The sequence below is a fragment of the Cupriavidus sp. CPT47-8839-RL05A genome (genome assembly GCF_058792255.1).
Genome location: NZ_JBYTEG010000004.1, coordinates 84,232 through 102,549, shown reverse-complemented (window position 1 = coordinate 102,549; position 18,318 = coordinate 84,232). Strand labels below are relative to the sequence as shown.

General features: G+C 67.2%; 14 protein-coding genes. 4 read left to right on the top strand and 10 right to left on the bottom strand.

Annotated elements, in window-relative coordinates; genetic code table 11:
* Nucleotides 1–53: 53 nt before the first annotated feature.
* The 6 genes from AC3WVS_RS05720 to prpB all read right to left on the bottom strand — a co-directional run bounded on the left by AC3WVS_RS05720 (nt 54) and on the right by prpB (nt 9,060).
* Nucleotides 54–1,178, bottom strand: a complete 1,125-nt coding sequence (locus tag AC3WVS_RS05720; RefSeq protein ID WP_492317764.1) for an asparaginase — start codon at nt 1,176–1,178, stop codon at nt 54–56.
* Nucleotides 1,179–1,405: 227 nt separating this feature from the next.
* Entirely contained in the window at nt 1,406–2,860 is a 1,455-nt protein-coding gene (locus AC3WVS_RS05715) for a bifunctional 2-methylcitrate dehydratase/aconitate hydratase (protein WP_492317763.1), read from the bottom strand.
* A 26-nt stretch (nt 2,861–2,886) separates the two neighbouring features.
* Nucleotides 2,887–4,077, bottom strand: a complete 1,191-nt coding sequence (prpF, locus tag AC3WVS_RS05710) for a 2-methylaconitate cis-trans isomerase PrpF (RefSeq protein ID WP_492317762.1) — start codon at nt 4,075–4,077, stop codon at nt 2,887–2,889.
* Between the two features lie 94 nt (nt 4,078–4,171).
* Nucleotides 4,172–6,784: a Fe/S-dependent 2-methylisocitrate dehydratase AcnD gene (acnD, locus tag AC3WVS_RS05705; RefSeq protein ID WP_492317761.1), complete on the bottom strand. Its 2,613-nt coding sequence runs from the start codon at nt 6,782–6,784 to the stop codon at nt 4,172–4,174.
* A gap of 122 nt (nt 6,785–6,906) precedes the next feature.
* Nucleotides 6,907–8,064, bottom strand: coding sequence for a bifunctional 2-methylcitrate synthase/citrate synthase (gene prpC, locus AC3WVS_RS05700; RefSeq protein ID WP_492317760.1), 1,158 nt, complete (start codon nt 8,062–8,064; stop codon nt 6,907–6,909).
* Between the two features lie 87 nt (nt 8,065–8,151).
* Nucleotides 8,152–9,060: a methylisocitrate lyase gene (prpB, locus tag AC3WVS_RS05695; protein WP_035816536.1), complete on the bottom strand. Its 909-nt coding sequence runs from the start codon at nt 9,058–9,060 to the stop codon at nt 8,152–8,154.
* A 281-nt stretch (nt 9,061–9,341) separates the two neighbouring features.
* Here prpB and prpR point away from each other — a divergent pair, with 281 nt between their 5' ends.
* The gene (gene prpR / locus AC3WVS_RS05690; protein ID WP_492317759.1) at nt 9,342–11,306 is read left to right on the top strand and encodes a propionate catabolism operon regulatory protein PrpR; all 1,965 of its coding nucleotides are present in this window, start codon (nt 9,342–9,344) and stop codon (nt 11,304–11,306) included.
* Nucleotides 11,307–11,319: 13 nt separating this feature from the next.
* Here prpR and AC3WVS_RS05685 read toward each other — a convergent pair whose 3' ends face one another.
* Nucleotides 11,320–12,321, bottom strand: coding sequence for a cysteine synthase A (locus AC3WVS_RS05685; RefSeq protein ID WP_492317758.1), 1,002 nt, complete (start codon nt 12,319–12,321; stop codon nt 11,320–11,322).
* 115 nt (nt 12,322–12,436) lie between these two features.
* Complete coding sequence (locus tag AC3WVS_RS05680; protein ID WP_010812104.1) at nt 12,437–12,730, bottom strand: putative quinol monooxygenase; 294 nt, start codon at nt 12,728–12,730, stop codon at nt 12,437–12,439.
* Between the two features lie 225 nt (nt 12,731–12,955).
* Between AC3WVS_RS05680 and AC3WVS_RS05675 the strand changes: the two genes are divergently transcribed.
* Entirely contained in the window at nt 12,956–14,173 is a 1,218-nt protein-coding gene (locus tag AC3WVS_RS05675) for an HD-GYP domain-containing protein (RefSeq protein ID WP_492317757.1), read from the top strand.
* A gap of 15 nt (nt 14,174–14,188) precedes the next feature.
* Here the strand turns inward: AC3WVS_RS05675 and AC3WVS_RS05670 are convergent, their stop codons facing one another.
* Nucleotides 14,189–15,097: a LysR family transcriptional regulator gene (locus tag AC3WVS_RS05670; RefSeq protein ID WP_492317756.1), complete on the bottom strand. Its 909-nt coding sequence runs from the start codon at nt 15,095–15,097 to the stop codon at nt 14,189–14,191.
* 117 nt (nt 15,098–15,214) lie between these two features.
* Here AC3WVS_RS05670 and AC3WVS_RS05665 point away from each other — a divergent pair, with 117 nt between their 5' ends.
* Together AC3WVS_RS05665 and AC3WVS_RS05660 are read left to right on the top strand one after the other, a co-directional pair.
* On the top strand, nt 15,215–15,532 hold the full coding sequence (locus AC3WVS_RS05665) for a DMT family transporter (protein WP_018313582.1): 318 nt from the start codon (nt 15,215–15,217) through the stop codon (nt 15,530–15,532).
* Nucleotides 15,533–15,624: 92 nt separating this feature from the next.
* The gene (locus AC3WVS_RS05660; protein WP_492317755.1) at nt 15,625–16,956 is read left to right on the top strand and encodes a mechanosensitive ion channel family protein; all 1,332 of its coding nucleotides are present in this window, start codon (nt 15,625–15,627) and stop codon (nt 16,954–16,956) included.
* 14 nt (nt 16,957–16,970) lie between these two features.
* Here the strand turns inward: AC3WVS_RS05660 and purT are convergent, their stop codons facing one another.
* The gene (gene purT / locus AC3WVS_RS05655) at nt 16,971–18,176 is read right to left on the bottom strand and encodes a formate-dependent phosphoribosylglycinamide formyltransferase (RefSeq protein ID WP_492317754.1); all 1,206 of its coding nucleotides are present in this window, start codon (nt 18,174–18,176) and stop codon (nt 16,971–16,973) included.
* Nucleotides 18,177–18,318 lie beyond the last annotated feature (142 nt).

Here is an 18,318-nt window from a genome sequence, read left to right as displayed (position 1 = left end):
CGGGGAAGAGGGCAGGAGCGTCTAGCGGCGATACCGCCTGCTCCACGATCTCATCAGTACTTCCAGAAGACCTGCTGCAGCGCCTTGGAGTCGTTGGTCTGCGTCAGCGCCAGCGCCATCAGGATGCGTGCCTTCTGCGGCAGCTGGTCGTCGGTGACGATCCAGTCGTACTTGTCATCCGGCTGCTCTGCATTGCGCACCACCACGCCGCTGCCGGTGCGCGAGGCGCGCACGATCTGCACGCCCTTGGCGCGCGCGGCCTTGAGCGAGTCGACCATGTAGTCGCCGACGCTGCCGTTGCCGGTGGCAGCATAGATGATGGCCTTGGCACCGCTCTTCACCGCGGCGTCGACCGCGGCCGGATTGGCGTTGCCGTAGGCGTAGACCACTGCCACTTCAGGCAGCTTGTCGATCTTGTCGATGTCCCACTGCGTCTGCAGCGTGTGCGGACGCGCCGGCAGGCGGTAGAACAGCGTGCGGCCTTCGACCACGTAGCCCAGCGGGCCGAACGGCGAGCGGAAGGTCTCGGTCTTGAAGGTGTTGCTCTTGGTGACGTCGCGGCCGGTGTGGATCTCGTCGTTCAGCACGGCCAGCGTGCCCTTGCCCTTGGAGGCAGGGTTGGAGGCGACCAGCACGGCGTCGTACAGGTTGAGCGCGCCATCGGCGCCGAGCGCGGTGCCCGGGCGCATCGAGCCCACCACCACCACCGGCTTGTCGCTCTTGAGCGTCAGGTTCAGGAAGTAAGCGGTTTCCTCGATGGTGTCGGTGCCGTGCGTAATGACGATGCCGTCCACGTCCGGCTGCTTGAGCAGTTCCGATACGCGCTTGGCCAGCTTCAGCAGGCGTTCGTTGTTGAAGCTCTCCGAACCGATCTGGAAGATCTGCTCGCCCTTGACGTTGGCGACCTTGGAGATCTCGGGCACCGAGGCGATGATCTTGTCGACCGGCACCACGGCGGACTGGTAGGCCGCGGTGTTGGTCGCCGAGGCGCCGGCGCCGGCAATGGTGCCGCCGGTGCCGATGATGACGATATTGGCCTTGCGGGCTTCGGCCTGGGCCGTGGCGGGTGCGGCGGCGGATTGTGCGGCGGGGGCGAGCTGCGCGTGGGCAGTGCCGGTGATCAGGCTCGCCGACAGCAGGGCAGCGGCCAGCGTGGTGACGCGGGCGAAGTGTTTCATGTTTCTCCTCGGTATCTATACGAACGTGTGGCCCGTACTGGAATCGGCACGACATACCTTATGGGTGGAATGGCGCCGTCCGTGTTCAGTCGGTGGCTGCCGGCAACGGGGCCTGTGGTGCAGGGCCCGTTCAGGCAGCGGCAGTGACTATACGTGAGGAGAATTTGGCGCGGGAGGGGCGCTGCAAGGGTTATGCCGATTCGGCATGAAGGTGCCTGGGCGATAACTCAAATCGCATACATATCGAGGTACTCATTGACCGGGATGGCCTCCAGCCGCGCCTGGTCCAGCGATGCGGCCAGGATGGCCTGCTGCTGTTTCGGCGGGAAGCGGCGGGCGAGGTTGGTGCGGAATTTCTCCACCAGCAGCGGGATGCCCTCGGCGCGGCGGCGCTTGTGGCCGAGCGGGTATTCGACCAGCACCTCGTCCAGCACGGTGCCGTCCGCCAGCGTCACGGTCAGCGCATTGGCGATCGAGCGCTTGCCGGGGTCGTGGTAGTCGCGCGTCAGCGCGGGGTCTTCCACGCAGGTGATCTTGCCGCGCAGCGCGTCGATGCGCGGGTCGGCGGCAACCTTGTCTTCGTAGTCAGCGGCGGTCAGGCGGCCGAACAGCAGCGGCACGGCCACCATGTACTGGATGCAGTGGTCGCGATCCGCCGGATTGCTGAGCGGACCCTGCTTGTCGATGATGCGCAGGCAGGCCTCGTGGGTGCGGATGGTGATGGCGGCGATATCCGCCGCGCTGCGCCCCGCGAGCGCCAGCGCGCCGTGCAGCCGCATCGCTGCCTCCACCGCGGTCTGCGCGTGGAATTCAGCCGGGTACGAGATTTTGAACAGGATGTTCTCCATCACGTACGACCCGTACGGCCGCTGGAAGCGGAACGGCTGCCCCTTGAACAGCACGTCGTAGAAGCCCCAGGTCTTTGCCGTCAGCACCGACGGGTAGCCCATCTCGCCGGTGCGGGCGATCAGCGCCAGCCGCACCGCGCGGCTGGTGGCGTCGCCGGCGGCCCAGCTCTTGCGGCTGCCGGCGTTGGGGGCGTGGCGGTAGGTGCGCAGGCTCTGGCCGTCGACCCAGGCCAGCGACACGGCATTGAGGATCTCGTCGCGCGTGAGGCCTAGCATCTGCGCGACCACGGCAGTGGAGGCCACCTTGACCAGCACCACGTGGTCCAGCCCGACCTGGTTGAACGAATTCTCCAGCGCGATGCAGCCCTGGATCTCGTGCGCCTTGATCATCGCCGCCAGCACTGCCTTCATCGTCAGCGGCTTGCGCCCGGCGGCGATGTGGTTGCGCGAGATCCAGTCAGCGGTGGCCAGGATGCCGCCGAGGTTATCCGACGGATGACCCCATTCGGCCGCGAGCCAGGTGTCGTTGAAGTCCAGCCAGCGGATCATCGCGCCGATATTGAACGCGGCCTGGACCGGATCGAGCTGGAACTGGGTGCCCGGCACGCGCGCGCCGTTGGGCACGATCGTGCCCGGAACGATGGGACCCAGCAGCTTGGTGCAGGCCGGGTAGGAGAGGGCCTCGAGCCCGCAACCGAGCGTGTCGATCAGGCAGTTGCGGGCGGTGTCATAGGCGAGGCCGCTCTTGATCTCGTACCGGGTGACATAGTCGACGATGTCGACCAGCACCTGGTCCGGATCGGGGCGTTGCGCGGACGGCGTGTCGGTGGACATGAACGACCTCGCGGGTGCTGCTCAGCTCAGAACGCGTCGCCGGGCACGCGCACCCAGCCTTCCATCAGCACGCGCGCGCTGCGGCTCATGATGGCCTTCCTGACCGCCCATTCGCCATCGACCTGCTGCGCCTCGGCGCCCACGCGCAGCGTGCCGGACGGATGCCCGAAACGCACCGCGTTGCGCTCGCCGCCGCCGGCGGCCAGGTTGACTAGCGTGCCGGGGATGGCGGCGGCGGTGCCGATCGCCACCGCCGCCGTGCCCATCATGGCGTGGTGCAGCTTGCCCATCGACAGCGCGCGCACCAGCAGGTCCACATCGGCCGCGGCCACCTTCTTGCCGCTGGAGGCGACGTAGTCGACCGGCCTGGCGACAAAGGCCACCTTGGGCGTGTGCTGGCGCTTGGCGGCCTCGTCCACGTTCTTGATCAGGCCCATGCGCAGCGCGCCGTAGGCACGGATGGTCTCGAACATCGCCAGCGCCTTGGTGTCGCTGTTGATGGCGTCCTGCAGCTCGGTGCCGGTGTAGCCGATGCTCTCCGCGTTGACGAAGATGGTCGGGATGCCGGCGTTGATCATGGTGGCCTTGAGCGTGCCCACGCCCGGCACTTCCAGGTCGTCGACCACGTTGCCGGTCGGGAACATCGCGCCGCCGGCGCCTTCTTCCTCGGCGGCCGGGTCCATGAACTCAAGCTGCACTTCGGCGGCCGGGAAGGTCACGCCGTCCAGCTCGAAATCGCCGGTTTCCTGCACTTGACCGTTGGTGACGGGCACATGGCCGATGATGGTCTTGCCGATATTGGCCTGCCAGATGCGCACCACGGCAACGCCGTTGTGCGGGATGCGGCTGGCATCGACCAGGCCGGCGCTGATGGCAAAGGGACCGACCGCTGCCGACAGGTTGCCGCAGTTGCCGCTCCAGTCGACAAAGGGCTGGTCGATCGAGACCTGGCCGAACAGATAGTCGACATCGTGGTCGGGCCGCGTGCTCTTGGACAGGATGACGGTCTTGCTGGTGCTGGAGGTGGCGGCACCCATGCCGTCGATCTGCTTGCCATAGGGGTCGGGGCTGCCGATCACGCGCATCAGCAGCGCGTCGCGAGCCGGGCCGGGCACTTGTGCCGTTTCCGGCAAATCCTGCAGGCGGAAGAACACGCCTTTGCTGGTGCCGCCACGGATATAGGTGGCGGGAATCTTGATCTGGGGTACGTGAGCCATGGAAATCTTTGTCCTGGTTGGCCCGGGGGGGCTGGATGTCGCCCTGGCCCCCCTCCCCCCCCCCCCCCCCCCCCCCCCGGGCCCATGTCACAGCTTATGCAGCCGAACGGGTCGACTCAAGGAAGTCCTGCGCGAAGCGCTGCAGCACGCCGCCGGCCTCGTAGATCGACACTTCCTCGTCGCTGTCGAGGCGGCAGGTCACCGGCACCTCGACGCGCTCGCCGTTCTTGCGGTTCACCACCAGCGTCAGCGTGGCGCGCGGCTGGCGCTCGCCGATCACGTCATAGGTCTCGGTGCCGTCCAGGCCCAGCGTCAGGCGGTTCACGCCCGGCTTGAACTCCAGCGGCAGCACGCCCATGCCGATCAGGTTGGTGCGGTGGATGCGCTCGAAGCCCTCGGCGACGATGACTTCCACGCCGGCCAGGCGCACGCCCTTGGCGGCCCAGTCACGCGACGAGCCCTGGCCATAGTCCGCGCCGGCGATGATGATCAGCGGCTGCTTGCGATCCATGTAGGTCTCGATCGCTTCCCACATGCGCACGACCTTGCCTTCGGGTTCGATGCGCGCCAGCGAACCCTTTTTGACCTGGCCATCGACCACGGCCATTTCATTGATCAGGGTCGGGTTGGCAAAGGTGGCGCGCTGCGCGGTCAGGTGGTCGCCGCGGTGGGTGGCGTACGAGTTGAAGTCCTCTTCCGGCAAGCCCATCCTGGCCAGGTATTCACCCGCGGCGCTGTTGAGCATGATGGCGTTGGACGGCGACAGGTGGTCGGTGGTGATGTTGTCGCCCAGCACCGCCAGCGGACGCAGCGCCTCGAGCATGCGTTCGCCGGCCAGCGCGCCTTCCCAGTAGGGCGGGCGGCGGATGTAGGTGCTCTGCGGGCGCCAGTCGTACAGCGGGCTGACGGACTCGCCGCTGGCCGCGGTAATGGCGAACATCGGCTCGTAGACTTTGCGGAACTGCTCGGGCTTGACGCTCTTCGCCACGATCGCGTCGATTTCTTCGTCGCTCGGCCAGATGTCCTTCAGGTAGACCGGCTTGCCGTCCTGGTCGGCGCCCAGCACGTCCTTTTCGATATCGAAGCGGATGGTGCCAGCGATGGCGTAGGCCACCACCAGCGGCGGCGAGGCCAGGAAGGCCTGCTTGGCGTACGGGTGGATGCGGCCATCGAAGTTGCGGTTGCCGGACAGCACTGCCGTCGCGTACAGGTCGCGGTCGATGATCTCTTGCTGGATCTTCGGGTCCAGCGCTCCGGACATGCCGTTGCAGGTGGTGCAGGCAAAGGCGACGATGCCGAAGCCGAGCTTCTCGAGGTCGGGCAGCAGATTCGCTTCTTCCAGGTACAGTTCGACTGCCTTGGATCCCGGGGCCAGCGACGACTTGACCCACGGCTTGCGCGCCAGGCCGCGCGCATTGGCGTTGCGCGCCAGCAGCGCGGCGGCGATCACGTTGCGCGGGTTGCTGGTGTTGGTGCAGCTGGTGATGGCGGCGATGATGACCGCGCCGTCCGGCATCAGGCCTTCGGCTTCCTGCGCGCGGGCCTTGTCCAGGTCCACGGCGATGCCGCGCTCGGCCAGCGCGGAGGTCGGCAGGCGCTTGTGCGGGTTGGACGGGCCGGCCATGTTGCGCACCACGCTCGACAGGTCGAACTTCAGCACGCGCTCGTACTCGGCGTTCTTCAGCGATTCCGCCCACAGGCCGGCGGTCTTGGCGTACGTCTCGACCAGCTTGAGCTGCTCGTCGGTTCGGCCGGTCAGGCGCAGGTAGTCAATGGTCTGCTCGTCGATGAAGAACATCGCCGCGGTGGCGCCGTATTCCGGCGCCATGTTGGAGATGGTGGCGCGGTCGCCGAGCGTCAGGCTCGAGGCGCCTTCGCCGCGGAACTCCAGGTAGGCGCCGACCACCTTTTCCTTGCGCAGGAACTCGGTCAGTGCCAGCACGATGTCGGTGGCGGTGATGCCGGGCTGGCGCTTGCCGGTCAGCTCCACGCCGATGATGTCCGGCAAGCGCATCCACGAGGCGCGGCCGAGCATCACGTTCTCGGCTTCCAGGCCGCCCACGCCGATGGCGATCACGCCGAGCGCATCCACGTGCGGGGTGTGGCTGTCGGTGCCGACGCAGGTATCGGGGTAGGCCACGCCGTTGTCGGCGTGGATCACCGGGGACATCTTTTCCAGGTTGATCTGGTGCATGATGCCGTTGCCCGGCGGGATCACGTCGACGTTCTTGAACGCCTGCTTGGTCCAGTCGATGAAATGGAAGCGGTCTTCGTTGCGGCGGTCTTCGATGGCGCGGTTCTTGGCGAAGGCATCGGGGTCGAAGCCGCCGCACTCCACTGCCAGCGAGTGATCGACGATCAGCTGCACCGGCACCACCGGATTGACCTTGGCGGGGTCGCCGCCCTGGTCGGCGATGGCGTCGCGCAGGCCGGCCAGGTCCACCAGCGCGGTCTGGCCCAGGATGTCATGGCACACCACGCGCGCCGGGAACCACGGGAAATCGAGGTCGCGCTTGCGCCCGATCAGCTGCTTGAGCGAATCCGCCAGCGTGGCGGGATCGCAGCGGCGCACCAGGTTTTCTGCCAGCACGCGCGACGTGTACGGCAGCTTGTCGTAGGCACCCGGCTGGATTGCCTCGACCGCGGCGCGCGCGTCAAAGTAATCCAGCTTGGTGCCCGGTAGCGGTTTGCGGTTTGCAGAATTCATGGTGTAGGGAAATCAATATAGGTATGAAAAAGGGGTAGTGGTCCCATGTCAGCGACCAACTACCCCCTTGCCCGCAGGCCCGGATCAATGCAACCCGACGCGGAGCAAACCGGCAGCCGGTCTTACTTGCGATCCTTCAGCGGCACGAACTTCAGGTTTTCCGGGCCGGTATAGTTGGCGCTCGGGCGGATGATCTTGTTGTCGATGCGCTGCTCGATAATGTGCGCGGCCCAGCCGGAGGTACGCGCGATCACAAACAGCGGCGTGAACATCGCCGTCGGCACGCCCATCATGTGGTAGCTCACCGCGCTGAACCAGTCCAGGTTCGGGAACATCTTCTTGATGTCCCACATCACCGTTTCCAGGCGCTCGGCGATGTCGAACATCTTCATCGAGCCGGCATCCTTCGACAGCTTCTTCGCCACTTCCTTGATCACCTGGTTGCGCGGGTCGCCGGTGGTGTACACCGGGTGGCCGAAGCCGATCACGACTTCCTTGTTCTCGACGCGGCGGGTGATGTCGGCCTGGGCCTCGTCCGGGTTGTCGTAGCGCTTCTGGATCTCGAACGCGACTTCATTGGCGCCGCCGTGCTTGGGGCCGCGCAGCGCGCCGATGGCGCCACTGATCGACGAGAACATGTCCGAGCCCGTGCCGGCGATCACGCGGGCGGCGAAGGTCGAGGCGTTGAATTCGTGCTCGGCGTACAGGTTGAGCGAGGTGTTCATGGCGCGCTCCCACAGTGCCGACGGCTTCTCGCCGTGCAGCAGGTGCAGGAAGTGGCCGCCGATGGAGTCATCGTCGGTTTCGACTTCGATGCGGCGGCCGTTGTGGCTGTAGTGATACCAGTACAGCAGCATCGAGCCGAGGCTGGCCATCAGGCGGTCGGCGATGTCGCGCGCGCCCGGGGTGTTGTGGTCTTCCTTCTCCGGCAGCACGGTGCCCAGCACCGACACGCCGGTGCGCATCACGTCCATCGGGTGGGCGCTGGCGGGCACCCATTCCAACGCGGCCTTCACATTGGCGGGCAGCCCGCGCAGGCTCTTGAGCTTGGCCTTGTAGGCAGCCAGTTCGGATTTGGTCGGCAGCTTGCCGTGCACCAGCAGGTGGGCGATTTCCTCGAACTCGCAGGTCTCGGCGATGTCGAGGATGTCGTAGCCGCGGTAGTGCAGGTCGTTGCCGGTGCGGCCGACGGTGCACAGCGCGGTATTGCCGGCGGTCACGCCCGACAGGGCGACGGATTTCTTGGGCTTGGGAGTGACGAGCGGTTGCGCTTCGGACATCTGGGTCTCCTTTGTGTGATGCCTGGTATTGCCTGTCTGTTGTCGTGCAAGCGGCCGGGACAAAGCCCGGCCGCGCGTGAGTCTTGCTTACTTGCCCTTGCCTTGTGCGAAGAGCGCGTCAAGCTTCTGCTCGAAGTCATGGTAGCCGATGCTCTCGTAGAGCTCGGCGCGGGTCTGCATGGTATCGACCACGTTCTTCTGCGTGCCGTCGCGGCGGATGGCCGCGTAGACGTTCTCCGCCGCCTTGTTCATGGCACGGAAGGCCGACAGCGGGTACAGCACCATCGACACGCCGGCGCCGCCGAGTTCCTCGGTGGTAAACAGCGGCGTGGCGCCGAATTCGGTGATGTTGGCCAGCACCGGCACCTTCACCGCATCGACAAACTTGCGGTACATGGCCAGGTCGGTCATGGCTTCCGGGAAGATGGCGTCGGCGCCGGCTTCCACGCACGCGACGGCGCGCTCGATGGCCTTGTCCAGGCCTTCGACGGCGAGCGCGTCGGTGCGGGCCATGATCACGAAGTTCTCGTCGGTGCGGGCGTCGACGGCGGCCCTGATGCGGTCGACCATTTCACCTTGCGAGACGATTTCCTTGTTGGGGCGGTGGCCGCAGCGCTTGGCGCCGACCTGGTCTTCGATGTGCATGGCCGCCGCGCCGAACTTGATCAGCGACTTGGTGGTGCGGGCCACGTTGAAGGCCGAGGCGCCGAAGCCGGTGTCGACGTCCACCAGCAGCGGCGTGTCGCACACGTCGGTGATGCGGCGGATATCGGTCAGCACGTCGTCCAGGTTCGAGATGCCCAGGTCCGGCAGGCCCAGCGAGCCGGCCGCAACGCCGCCGCCCGACAGGTAGATGGCCCGGTAGCCGGCGCGCTTGGCCAGCAGGGCATGGTTGGCATTGATGGTGCCGACTACCTGCAGCGGATGCTCGTCGGCAAGCGCCTGGCGGAAGCGGGCGCCAGCGGAGCGCGCGAGGTCGGAAGCGGAGTAGGTCATGGCGTATGCGTTGGTGAACGGGACGGGCCTAATACTGCAAGCGGTGTGCCAGGCCTTTGCCTGGCCACACGGAATATCCGCCAGCCCTTGCCAGCGCTGGGCTGGCGGGCAGGGCGGCTGGCCTGGCCACCGATTTCATGTCATCCTTTCAACACAATTGAATTCCAAAATCACAAGTTTGGAATTCAAAGTTGAAATCCCAGGCTGCGTGGCGGACAATGTGCCAGCACTGTACGCCTGTTCGTCCCGGGTTTCACCACGCATTCCTTCCGCATTGCACCATGGCTCCTCCCGTTTCCACGCAAGCCCGTCCGCGCATCTGGGCCATCGGCATCAGCCGCCTGGCGCGCGCCTTTGCCGACCTGATTCCGGCCTACGCCGACCGGGCCGAATTCCGCATCGTCGGCAAGGGTTTCGAGGCCGCCGCCAGCGCCGTGGCGCGCGAGGCGCGCGAGGGCCGGCTCGACGTGGTGGTGGCGGGCGGCTCCAACGGCGCCTACCTGCGCCAGCACGTGGATGTGCCGGTGGTGCTGGTCAAGGTCACGGGCTTCGACGTGATGAGCGCGCTGGCCACCGCGCGGCGCATCTCGCCGCGGGTGGCGCTGGTCACGCACGCGTCGACGTATGCCGAGGTGGATGAATTCGTGCGCGCGTTCTCGCTGTCGGTCCCGGCCTATACCTACCTGACCGAGGACGACGCCGTGGCGCGCGTGAAGGCGCTCAAGCAGGAAGGCATCCAGGTCGTGGTCGGCCCCGGCCTGGTGACCGACCTGGCCGACCGCTATGGCCTGACCGGCGTGTTCCTGTACTCCGGCAACTCGGTGCGCATGGCGCTCGAAGACGCGATCGAGGCCGCGCGCCTGCGCCGCATCGAGGCCACCCGGCGCGACTACGTCAACACCATCCTGGCGCACCTGAACGAGGGCGTGGCGGCGGTGGATGCCGAAGGGCGCATCCAGTCGTTCAACCCGGCGATGGAGCGTTTTCTCGGCACTTCCGTTGCTGCCGCGGTCGGGCGCAAGCTGCAGACGCTGGCGCCAAACCTGGCGCTCGAAGGCGTGATGCAGAGCGGCGACAAGGAACTGGAAGCGATCCACAAGCTCGGCGACAAGATGGTGGTGGTCAACCGCATCCCCATCATCGGCGAGGCCGGCACCGCCGGCGCGGTGCTGACCATCCAGGACGCCAGCGCGATCCAGCGCGTGGACCGCAACCTGCGCTCGCGCGCCCGCACGCGGCCGGCCGGGGTGCGCTACAGCCTGGACGACCTGGCCGGCACCTCCGCGGCCATGACCGAGCTGCGCGAGCTGGCGCGGCGCTACGCGGCAGTCGATTCCACCGTGCTGATCGGCGGCGAAAGCGGCACCGGCAAGGAGGTGCTGGCACAGGGCATGCATGACGCCAGCCCGCGCCGCGCCTTCCCGTTCGTGGCGGTCAATTGCGCGGCCTTCCCCGAGGCGCTGCTGGAGAGCGAGCTGTTCGGCTATGAGGAGGGCGCCTTCACCGGCGCGCGCCGCGGCGGCAAGGCCGGCCTGTTCGAGTCGGCCCACAACGGCACGCTGTTCCTCGACGAGGTGGGCGACATGCCGTCCGCGCTGCAGACGCGCCTGCTGCGCGTGCTGCAGGAAAAGCAGGTGCTGCCGATCGGCGGGCTCGACGCCGTGCCGGTCAACGTGCGCGTGATCGGCGCCACCCACCGCGACCTGGCCGCGATGGTGCGCGATGGCTCATTCCGGCAGGACCTTTACTACCGCCTCAATATCCTGCGCATCGAGATGCCGCCGCTGCGCGACCGCTCCGAAGACCTGCAGGAGCTGGCCGAGCTGCTGTACCGGCGCGCCCAGGAGCGCCTGGGCATGGACCGGCCGCAGCGCCTGCCCGCCGCGGCCCGCGCGCGGCTGGCGCGCTACCGCTGGCCGGGCAATATCCGCGAGCTGGAAAACGTGACCGAACGGATCGCCGTGCTGGTGGCCGGGCGCCGGCTGGACAGCGACGCGCTGCAGCGCGAGCTGCAGGCAGCCGTGCCGGAGCTGTTCGGCGATGGCATGCTGGCGCCGGCCGAGGCCGACGCTGAGCCCGCCGCGCCGGCAACACGCCCGCGCCGTTCACTGGCCGGCGTGAAGCAGTCCAGCGAAGTCGAGCATATCCGGCGCGTGCTGGCCGAGTGCGGCGGCGACCGCGCCGCGGCCTGCCATGTCCTCGGCATCAGCCCGACCACGCTGTGGCGGCGGCTAAAGGCGGCGTGAGCCGCGCAGGCATTTACCCGGCGGGGCCGGCACGCCGGAACGGAATCGGCTGCAGCCCCTTGCCCTCCAGCCAGGCCTCATTGAACAGCCGTGCCATGTACAGGTCACCGCGGTCACATAGCAGCGTGACGATGGTATGGCCCGGCCCCATCTCGCGCGCCAGCGCCACCGCGGCGCCGACGTTGATTCCCGACGACCCGCCCAGGAACAACCCTTCCTCGCGCAGCAGGCGGTAGACCATGTCCACGCAGGTCTGGTCGTCGATGCGCACCGCGTCGTCGATGGGCGTGTCCTGCAGGTTGGCGGTGACGCGGCTGGTGCCGATGCCCTCGGTGATCGAACTGCCCTCGGACTTGAGCTCGCGGTGTTTGACGAAGTTATAGAGGGCGCTGCCGTGCGGGTCGGCCAGCACGATGCGCACGCCGGGCTTGTGCTCTTTCAGGCAGCGCGCGATGCCGGCCAGCGAGCCGCCGGTGCCGGTGGAGCAGGTGAAGGCATCGATATGCCCGCCGGTGGCGTGCCAGATCTCGGGGCCGGTGGTCTCGTAGTGGGCCTGGCGGTTGGCCAGGTTGTCGAACTGGTTGGCCCAGATCGCGTTGTCGGTCTCGTCGGCCAGCCGGCCGGCAATCTTCTGGTAGTTGTCCGGATCGGCGTAAGGCTTGGCGGGCACCGCGCGAACTTCGGCGCCGAGCATGCGCAGCCGCTCCATTTTCTCGGGCGACTGCGTATCGGGTATCACGACGATGCAGCGGTAGCCGCGCGCCGCGCACAGGTGGGCCAGGCCGATGCCGGTATTGCCGGCGGTGCCTTCGATGACCGTGCCGCCGGGCGTCAGCAGCCCGCGCCGTTCGGCGTCACGGATGATGTAGAGTGCCGCGCGGTCCTTGACCGAGCCGCCAGGATTGAGGAATTCCGCCTTGCCGTAGATATCGCAGCCGGTCTCGGCGCTCAGGCCGGCCAGCCGGATCAGCGGGGTGTGGCCGATGGTGCCGGCAAATCCATCCCTGACTTCCATGGTGCACTCCTGCCGTGCCCGCTGCGGGCGTCACATTGAGTGATAGATCGGTGCGGCGGGAATGACAAGCAGGGGGATGGCAGAAAGTGATCGGGATTGCCCGTGGCCGGGCGGATCAGGCGGCGTTGAGCCAGCGGAAACTGAAATCGCCTTCGACGAAATCCGCGCGCGAGGCGTGGAAATCGCGCATATAGGGCCGGTTCAGGTGCGATTCGAGCGCGCGCTTGGAGTCCCAGACCATGTAGATCACGAATACCCGCGCATCTTCGGCGTCTTGCCCGACGTGGTAGTCCAGGCAGCCGGGCTCGGTCAGCCCGCGCGAGCGCAGCGTGGTGAGCTGGGATACCAGCGCCTCGCGGCGGTGGGTCTTGGCACGGGCGATGCCGACTAGCGTGTACGTTCCGGACATGGGTGAACGGGGGCGACTGGCTGGCGTCTGTGAGCACTGGGCAGGCCATTGTAGCGCCGGCGGCACCGCCCCCGGCAATGCCCGAGGACGCCGTCCGGGCATTCGGGCGGCGCTTGACAAGGGCGGGCGGCACGGTTCTTCCCCCGCAATGGGGGCTAAAGTCCTGCCGGCGGCTGCCGATAACCGGATCGACAACAAGAAAACCATCATCCGAGGGGGTAACGCATGTTGAGACGCATCCGGTCGGAGCAACTGCAGGTCGGGATGTTTGTCGCCAGGCTTGGCGGCCCGTGGATCAACCATCCGTTCTGGCGCGCAAAGTTCCTGGTCGCCAATGAGGACCAGGTGCGGCAGATACAGTCGGCAGGGGTGCAGGAGGTCTGGATCGACATCCTGAAGGGCCGCAACGTAGCAGCGCCGGACACGCCGGAAATACCCGGACCGGTCCCGGAGTCCGCGCCCGACGCCATGGACCCGGCCACCGCGCCGCCACCCGCGGCCGCCCTTGATGCCGAGATTGTCCGCGCGCGCGAGCTGCTGCAATCCGGCAAGGCCGTGATCGGCTCGATGTTCGCCGACATCCGCATGGGCCGGGCGCTGGAGGTCAACGGCGCGCTGCTGCTGGTCGATTCCGCCTCACGCTCCCTGTCGCGCCATGGGCAGGCGTTGCTGGCGCTGGCGCGGCTCAAGGCGCGTGGCGACGAAAACTACATGCACGCCTTCGCCGTCTGCGCGCTGATGATCGCAGTCGGCCGCACGCTGGGCCTGCCCGACGACGAGGTGCGCGAGCTCGGCCTGGCCGGCCTGGTCCACGACATCGGCAAGCTGACGCTGCCCGATACCCCCATGCACAAGGCCAGCGAACGCACGCCCGAGGAAGAGGAGATCTACCGCCGGCATCCTTCGGCTGGCTACCGCATCCTGAACGAGGCCCGGCTCTATTCGAACATCCCGCTCGATGTCTGCGTCCACCATCACGAACGCGTGGACGGGCGTGGCTTTCCCTACGGCCTGGCGGGGAGCGAACTGAGCGTGCACGCCAAGATCGGCGCAATCTGCGATGCCTATGACTCGCTCACTTCCAGCCGCCCGGGCCACCAGCCGTGGTCGCCGGCCCGCGCCATGGAATACATGGCCGTGCGTGTCGACACGCTGTTCGACCGGCGCGTGTTCAAGGCCTTCACCCGCACCGTCGGCATCTACCCGCTCGGCACCGTGCTGCGGCTGCGTTCGAACCGGCTGGCCGTGGTCTGTGCGCAGAACGAGGCCGACCCGCTGCGGCCGAAGGTGATGGCGTTCTATTCCGTGTCGCAGTCAAGGCCCGTCCCAACCGAACTGATCGACCTGCGCCATAGCGACGAAACGGTGGTGGCGTTTGAGAACGCGGCCGACTGGGGGTACACAGATGAGCAGTTGATGGAGATGTATGCGGCGGCGGCCTGAACCGGGGGCAAGTCTTCATCCCGCCACCCATTCTCCTTGCCTCAGCCGCTCATACAGGAAATCGCCCAGCACCCGCACGCGCGCGCTGTGCCTGAGATCCGGATGCGTCAGCACCCATAAATCGGTATCCATGGCTTCATCGACTGGCGCCAGCCGCACCAGGTCTGGGTCGGCCCCGGCCAGCAGGCACAGCAGCATGCCGGCGCCCATGCCGTGCCGCACGGCATCCGCCATCGCCACCAGGCTGTCGGCACTGACGGCGCGGCGGGGTTCGGGCACGTGGTCGCGTATCCAGCGCGCCTGGGCAAGGTGTGACAGCGCTTCGTCCGGCACGACCCAGTCATAGGCCGCCCAGTCCGCCAGCCGCGGATGGTCGGCTTCCGTTGGCAGGCCGAGTTGCTGCAGGTAGCGCCGCGCCGCGTATGGTGCCGTCTGCAGCCGCCCGATACGACGGCCCACCAGGTACTCCGGCGGCGCATTCGCCGGCCGGATCGCCACATCGGCCTCGCGCCGGCTCAGGCTCAGGAAGCTGTTATTGATGACGATCTGCAGCTGGATGCGCGGGTGCATCGACCGGAATTCCGCAAACAGGGGCATCAGCAGGCCACCCAGCAGCGTGTCGGTCGTGGTCACGCGCAACGGGCCGCTCAACTGGCTGTCGAGGCCGGACAACTGGCGCTGGGCCGCATCGATCTGCTCGCCGACGCCGGCCAGACGGTGCGCCAGGGCCTCGCCGGCAGCGGTCATGGCGTAGCCGGTGGCATGGCGTTCAAAGAGCAGGGTGCCCAGGGTCTCTTCCAGCCGCGCCAGCCGGCGCAGGACCGTGGAATGGTTGACGTGCAGGGCGCGCGCGGCGCCAGCGAGCGAGCCGGACTGGCCCACGGCAAGGAAGTACTTCAGGTCGTCCCAGTCTGCTTCCTGCATGTTTGCATAGCCCCTTTGCAGAATTCGCCAGTTTTCGTGCTGATCTGCACAGCCTACAGTGGCGTGGCGTGCCCGGCAATGGGTGTCGGGCGGCACACCTGGATGAAAGACATGGCGATGGCGTGGATGCTGCTGGTGCTGGCAGGCCTGATCGAGATCGTGATGGCGCTGGCGCTCAAACATACCGACGGCTGGACGCGGCCCGGGCCGACGGCACTGGGCATCGGGGCGGCGCTGGCCAGTATCTTCCTGCTCAGCGCGGCGCTGCGGCATCTGCCGGTCGGGACGGCATACGCAATCTGGACCGGGATCGGGGCGATCGGGGTGACGGTGATCGGCATCCTGTTCCTGGGCGAAAGCGCCGCGCCGATGCGGCTGGTGCTGATCGGGCTGATCTTCGTGGGGATTGGCGGATTGAAGCTGCTGCCGGCGTAGGACCTTGGGGGGAATCCGTTACGGATTCGGGGTGTGGCGGGCACGTTCTGTACACTATCTGGCCAACTCCCAGGCTATAAAGTCGCCCCTCCATGAGTTTCGATGCCCTGCTGGAGCTGTTCCAGCAACGTATTCCGGCCCATCCGTGGGCCCAGATTGCCTTGTACCTGCTGGTGCTGGTGCTGATCGCCGTGGTCGCGCAGTGGCTGTTCGGCCATGTGATGTCGCGCATCGCCCATCGCTTGCTGACGGTATGGGGCAAGGCGCCCTGGAGCAAGGCGCTGACGCGATATCGTGCCTATCGGCGCTTCGGCTATGCGGTCGGGTTCGGGGTGATCACCGTCGGCATTGGCGAAGTGCCGCACATGGGCCGCTATGCGCTGGCCATCGAGCGCCTGGCCCATGCCGGCCTGTGGATCTGCTTCTTCCTGATGCTTGGCGGCGTGCTGAGCGCCTGGCAGGACGTATACGCCAGCAGCCGCCAGGCGCAGACGCGCTCGATCAAGGGCTATATCCAGGTGGGGCGCCTCGGGCTGGGGCTGGTGTGCTCGGTGCTGGTGCTGTCGATCCTGATCAACCGCTCGCCACTGTGGATGCTGTCTGGCCTGGGCGCGCTGTCGGCGGTGCTGCTGCTGGTGTTCAAGGACACGCTGCTGTCGCTGGTGGCCAGTACCCAGCTGACCTCCAACGACATGCTGCGCATCGGCGACTGGATCGAGATGCCCCAGTGCAATGCCGACGGCTACGTCAAGGACATCGCGCTGCATACCGTCAAGGTGCAGAACTGGGACAACACCGTGACCACGGTGCCGACCTACAAGCTGTTCTCCGAGAGCTACCGCAACTACCGGCAGATGTTCGAATCGGGCGCGCGGCGCATCAAGCGCACGTTGCGGCTGGATGCGGGCAGCGTGCGCTTCCTGGAGGACCGGGAAGTGCAGGCGCTGATGCGCTTCCGGCTGCTGCACGACTACCTGGAAGAGAAGCAGGCCGAGGTCGACGAGGCCAACCGCCTGCTGATTGCCGCCGGCAATGACCCGGTCAACCGGCGCCGGCTGACCAATGTCGGCACCTTCCGCGCCTATGGCATTGCCTACCTGAAGGCGCACCCGGAGATCCACCACGACCTGCTGCTGAACGTGCGCATGATGGAGCCCGATTCGCAGGGCATCCCGGTAGAGATCTACTGCTTTACCGCGCTGACCGCGTGGATGGACTATGAGCGCATCCAGGGCGATGTCTTCGACCACCTGCTGGCGATCCTGCCCGAACTGGGCCTGCGCCTGTACCAGGCGCCGTCAGGCGCGGACCTGACCGGCGTGCGCATCTCGCCGGTGCTGGCCGCGGCGCAGGTGGCGGCGGCACAGGCCGCCGTCCATCATGCGCCTGCCCACGGCGCCGCCGCGAGCAGCCATCCGATCTGAGCTGCGCCTGACGCTCAGCCGACCGCGCGCGGACGCACGCGGCTGGCAGCTTCCTTGGCGCGGGTGCGGGCGGTGTCGACATCGTCGGCGTACGCCAGCGCCACGCCCATGCGGCGCTTGACGAAGCTCTCGGGCTTGCCGAACAGGCGCACCTCGGTCTGCGGCACGCTCAGTGCCTGGTCCACGCCATCGAAGACCACGCCCTGGGCATCCACGCCACCGTAGATCACGGCGCTGGCGCCGGGGCTGCGCAGCGCGGTGTCGACCGGCAGGCCCAGGATGGCGCGGGCATGCAGCTCGAACTCGTTCTGCCATTGCGTGGCCATGGTGACCATGCCGGTGTCGTGCGGGCGCGGGCTGACTTCGCTGAACCAGACCTGCTCGTCCTTGATGAACAGCTCCACGCCGAACAGGCCCATGCCGCCCAGGTCTGCCGTGACCGCCTGCGCGATGCGCTGGGCGGTTTCCAGCGCGGCGGGGTGCATCGGCTGCGGCTGCCAGCTTTCGACGTAGTCGCCGCTGACCTGGACGTGGCCGATCGGGGCGCAGAACTGCGTTTCCACCTGGCCGCTGGCGCCCATGGCGCGCACGGTCAGCAGCGTGATCTCGTAGTCGAAATCGATAAAGCCTTCCACGATCACGCGGCCGTGGCTGACGCGGCCGCCGGCCATGGCGTAGTCCCAGGCCGCCTTGACGCCCTCGGGGCCGTCGATCTTGCTCTGGCCCTTGCCGGAACTGCTCATCACCGGCTTGACCACGCACGGGTAGCCGATGCCGCCGTCGATGGCAGCCTGCAGTTCATCCAGCGAATCGCAGAACTTGTACGGGCTGGTGGGCAGGCCGAGCGATTCGGCGGCCAGGCGGCGGATGCCTTCGCGGTCCATGGTCAGGCGCGCGGCGCGGGCGGTGGGGATCACGCGCACGGTGCCGGCGGCTTCCAGGGTTTCCAGCATGGGCGTGGCGATGGCCTCGATCTCGGGCACGACCAGGTGCGGCTTTTCCGCCTCGATCAGCGCCTTGAGCTGGTCCGGGTCGCTCATGGCGATGGTGCGCGCGTGGTGGGCTACCTGCTGGCCGGGGGCATTGTCATAGCGGTCGACGGCGATGGTTTCCACGCCCAGGCGCTGCAATGCAATCAGCACTTCCTTGCCCAGCTCGCCGGAGCCGAGCAGCATCACTTTGGTGGCAGAGGGGGAGAGGGGCGTTCCGAGTGTGGTCATGGCAGCGGGTGGGACGGGAAGGAAAGCCGAGATTGTACGTGCTGGGGGCTGTCTGCGGCGCCGAAGGGGGGCGCATATTGGTATGGGCCAGGGAAGGGCGCCTGGCGCGCGTGCCACCCAATTCAGCGACGAACCATAAAAA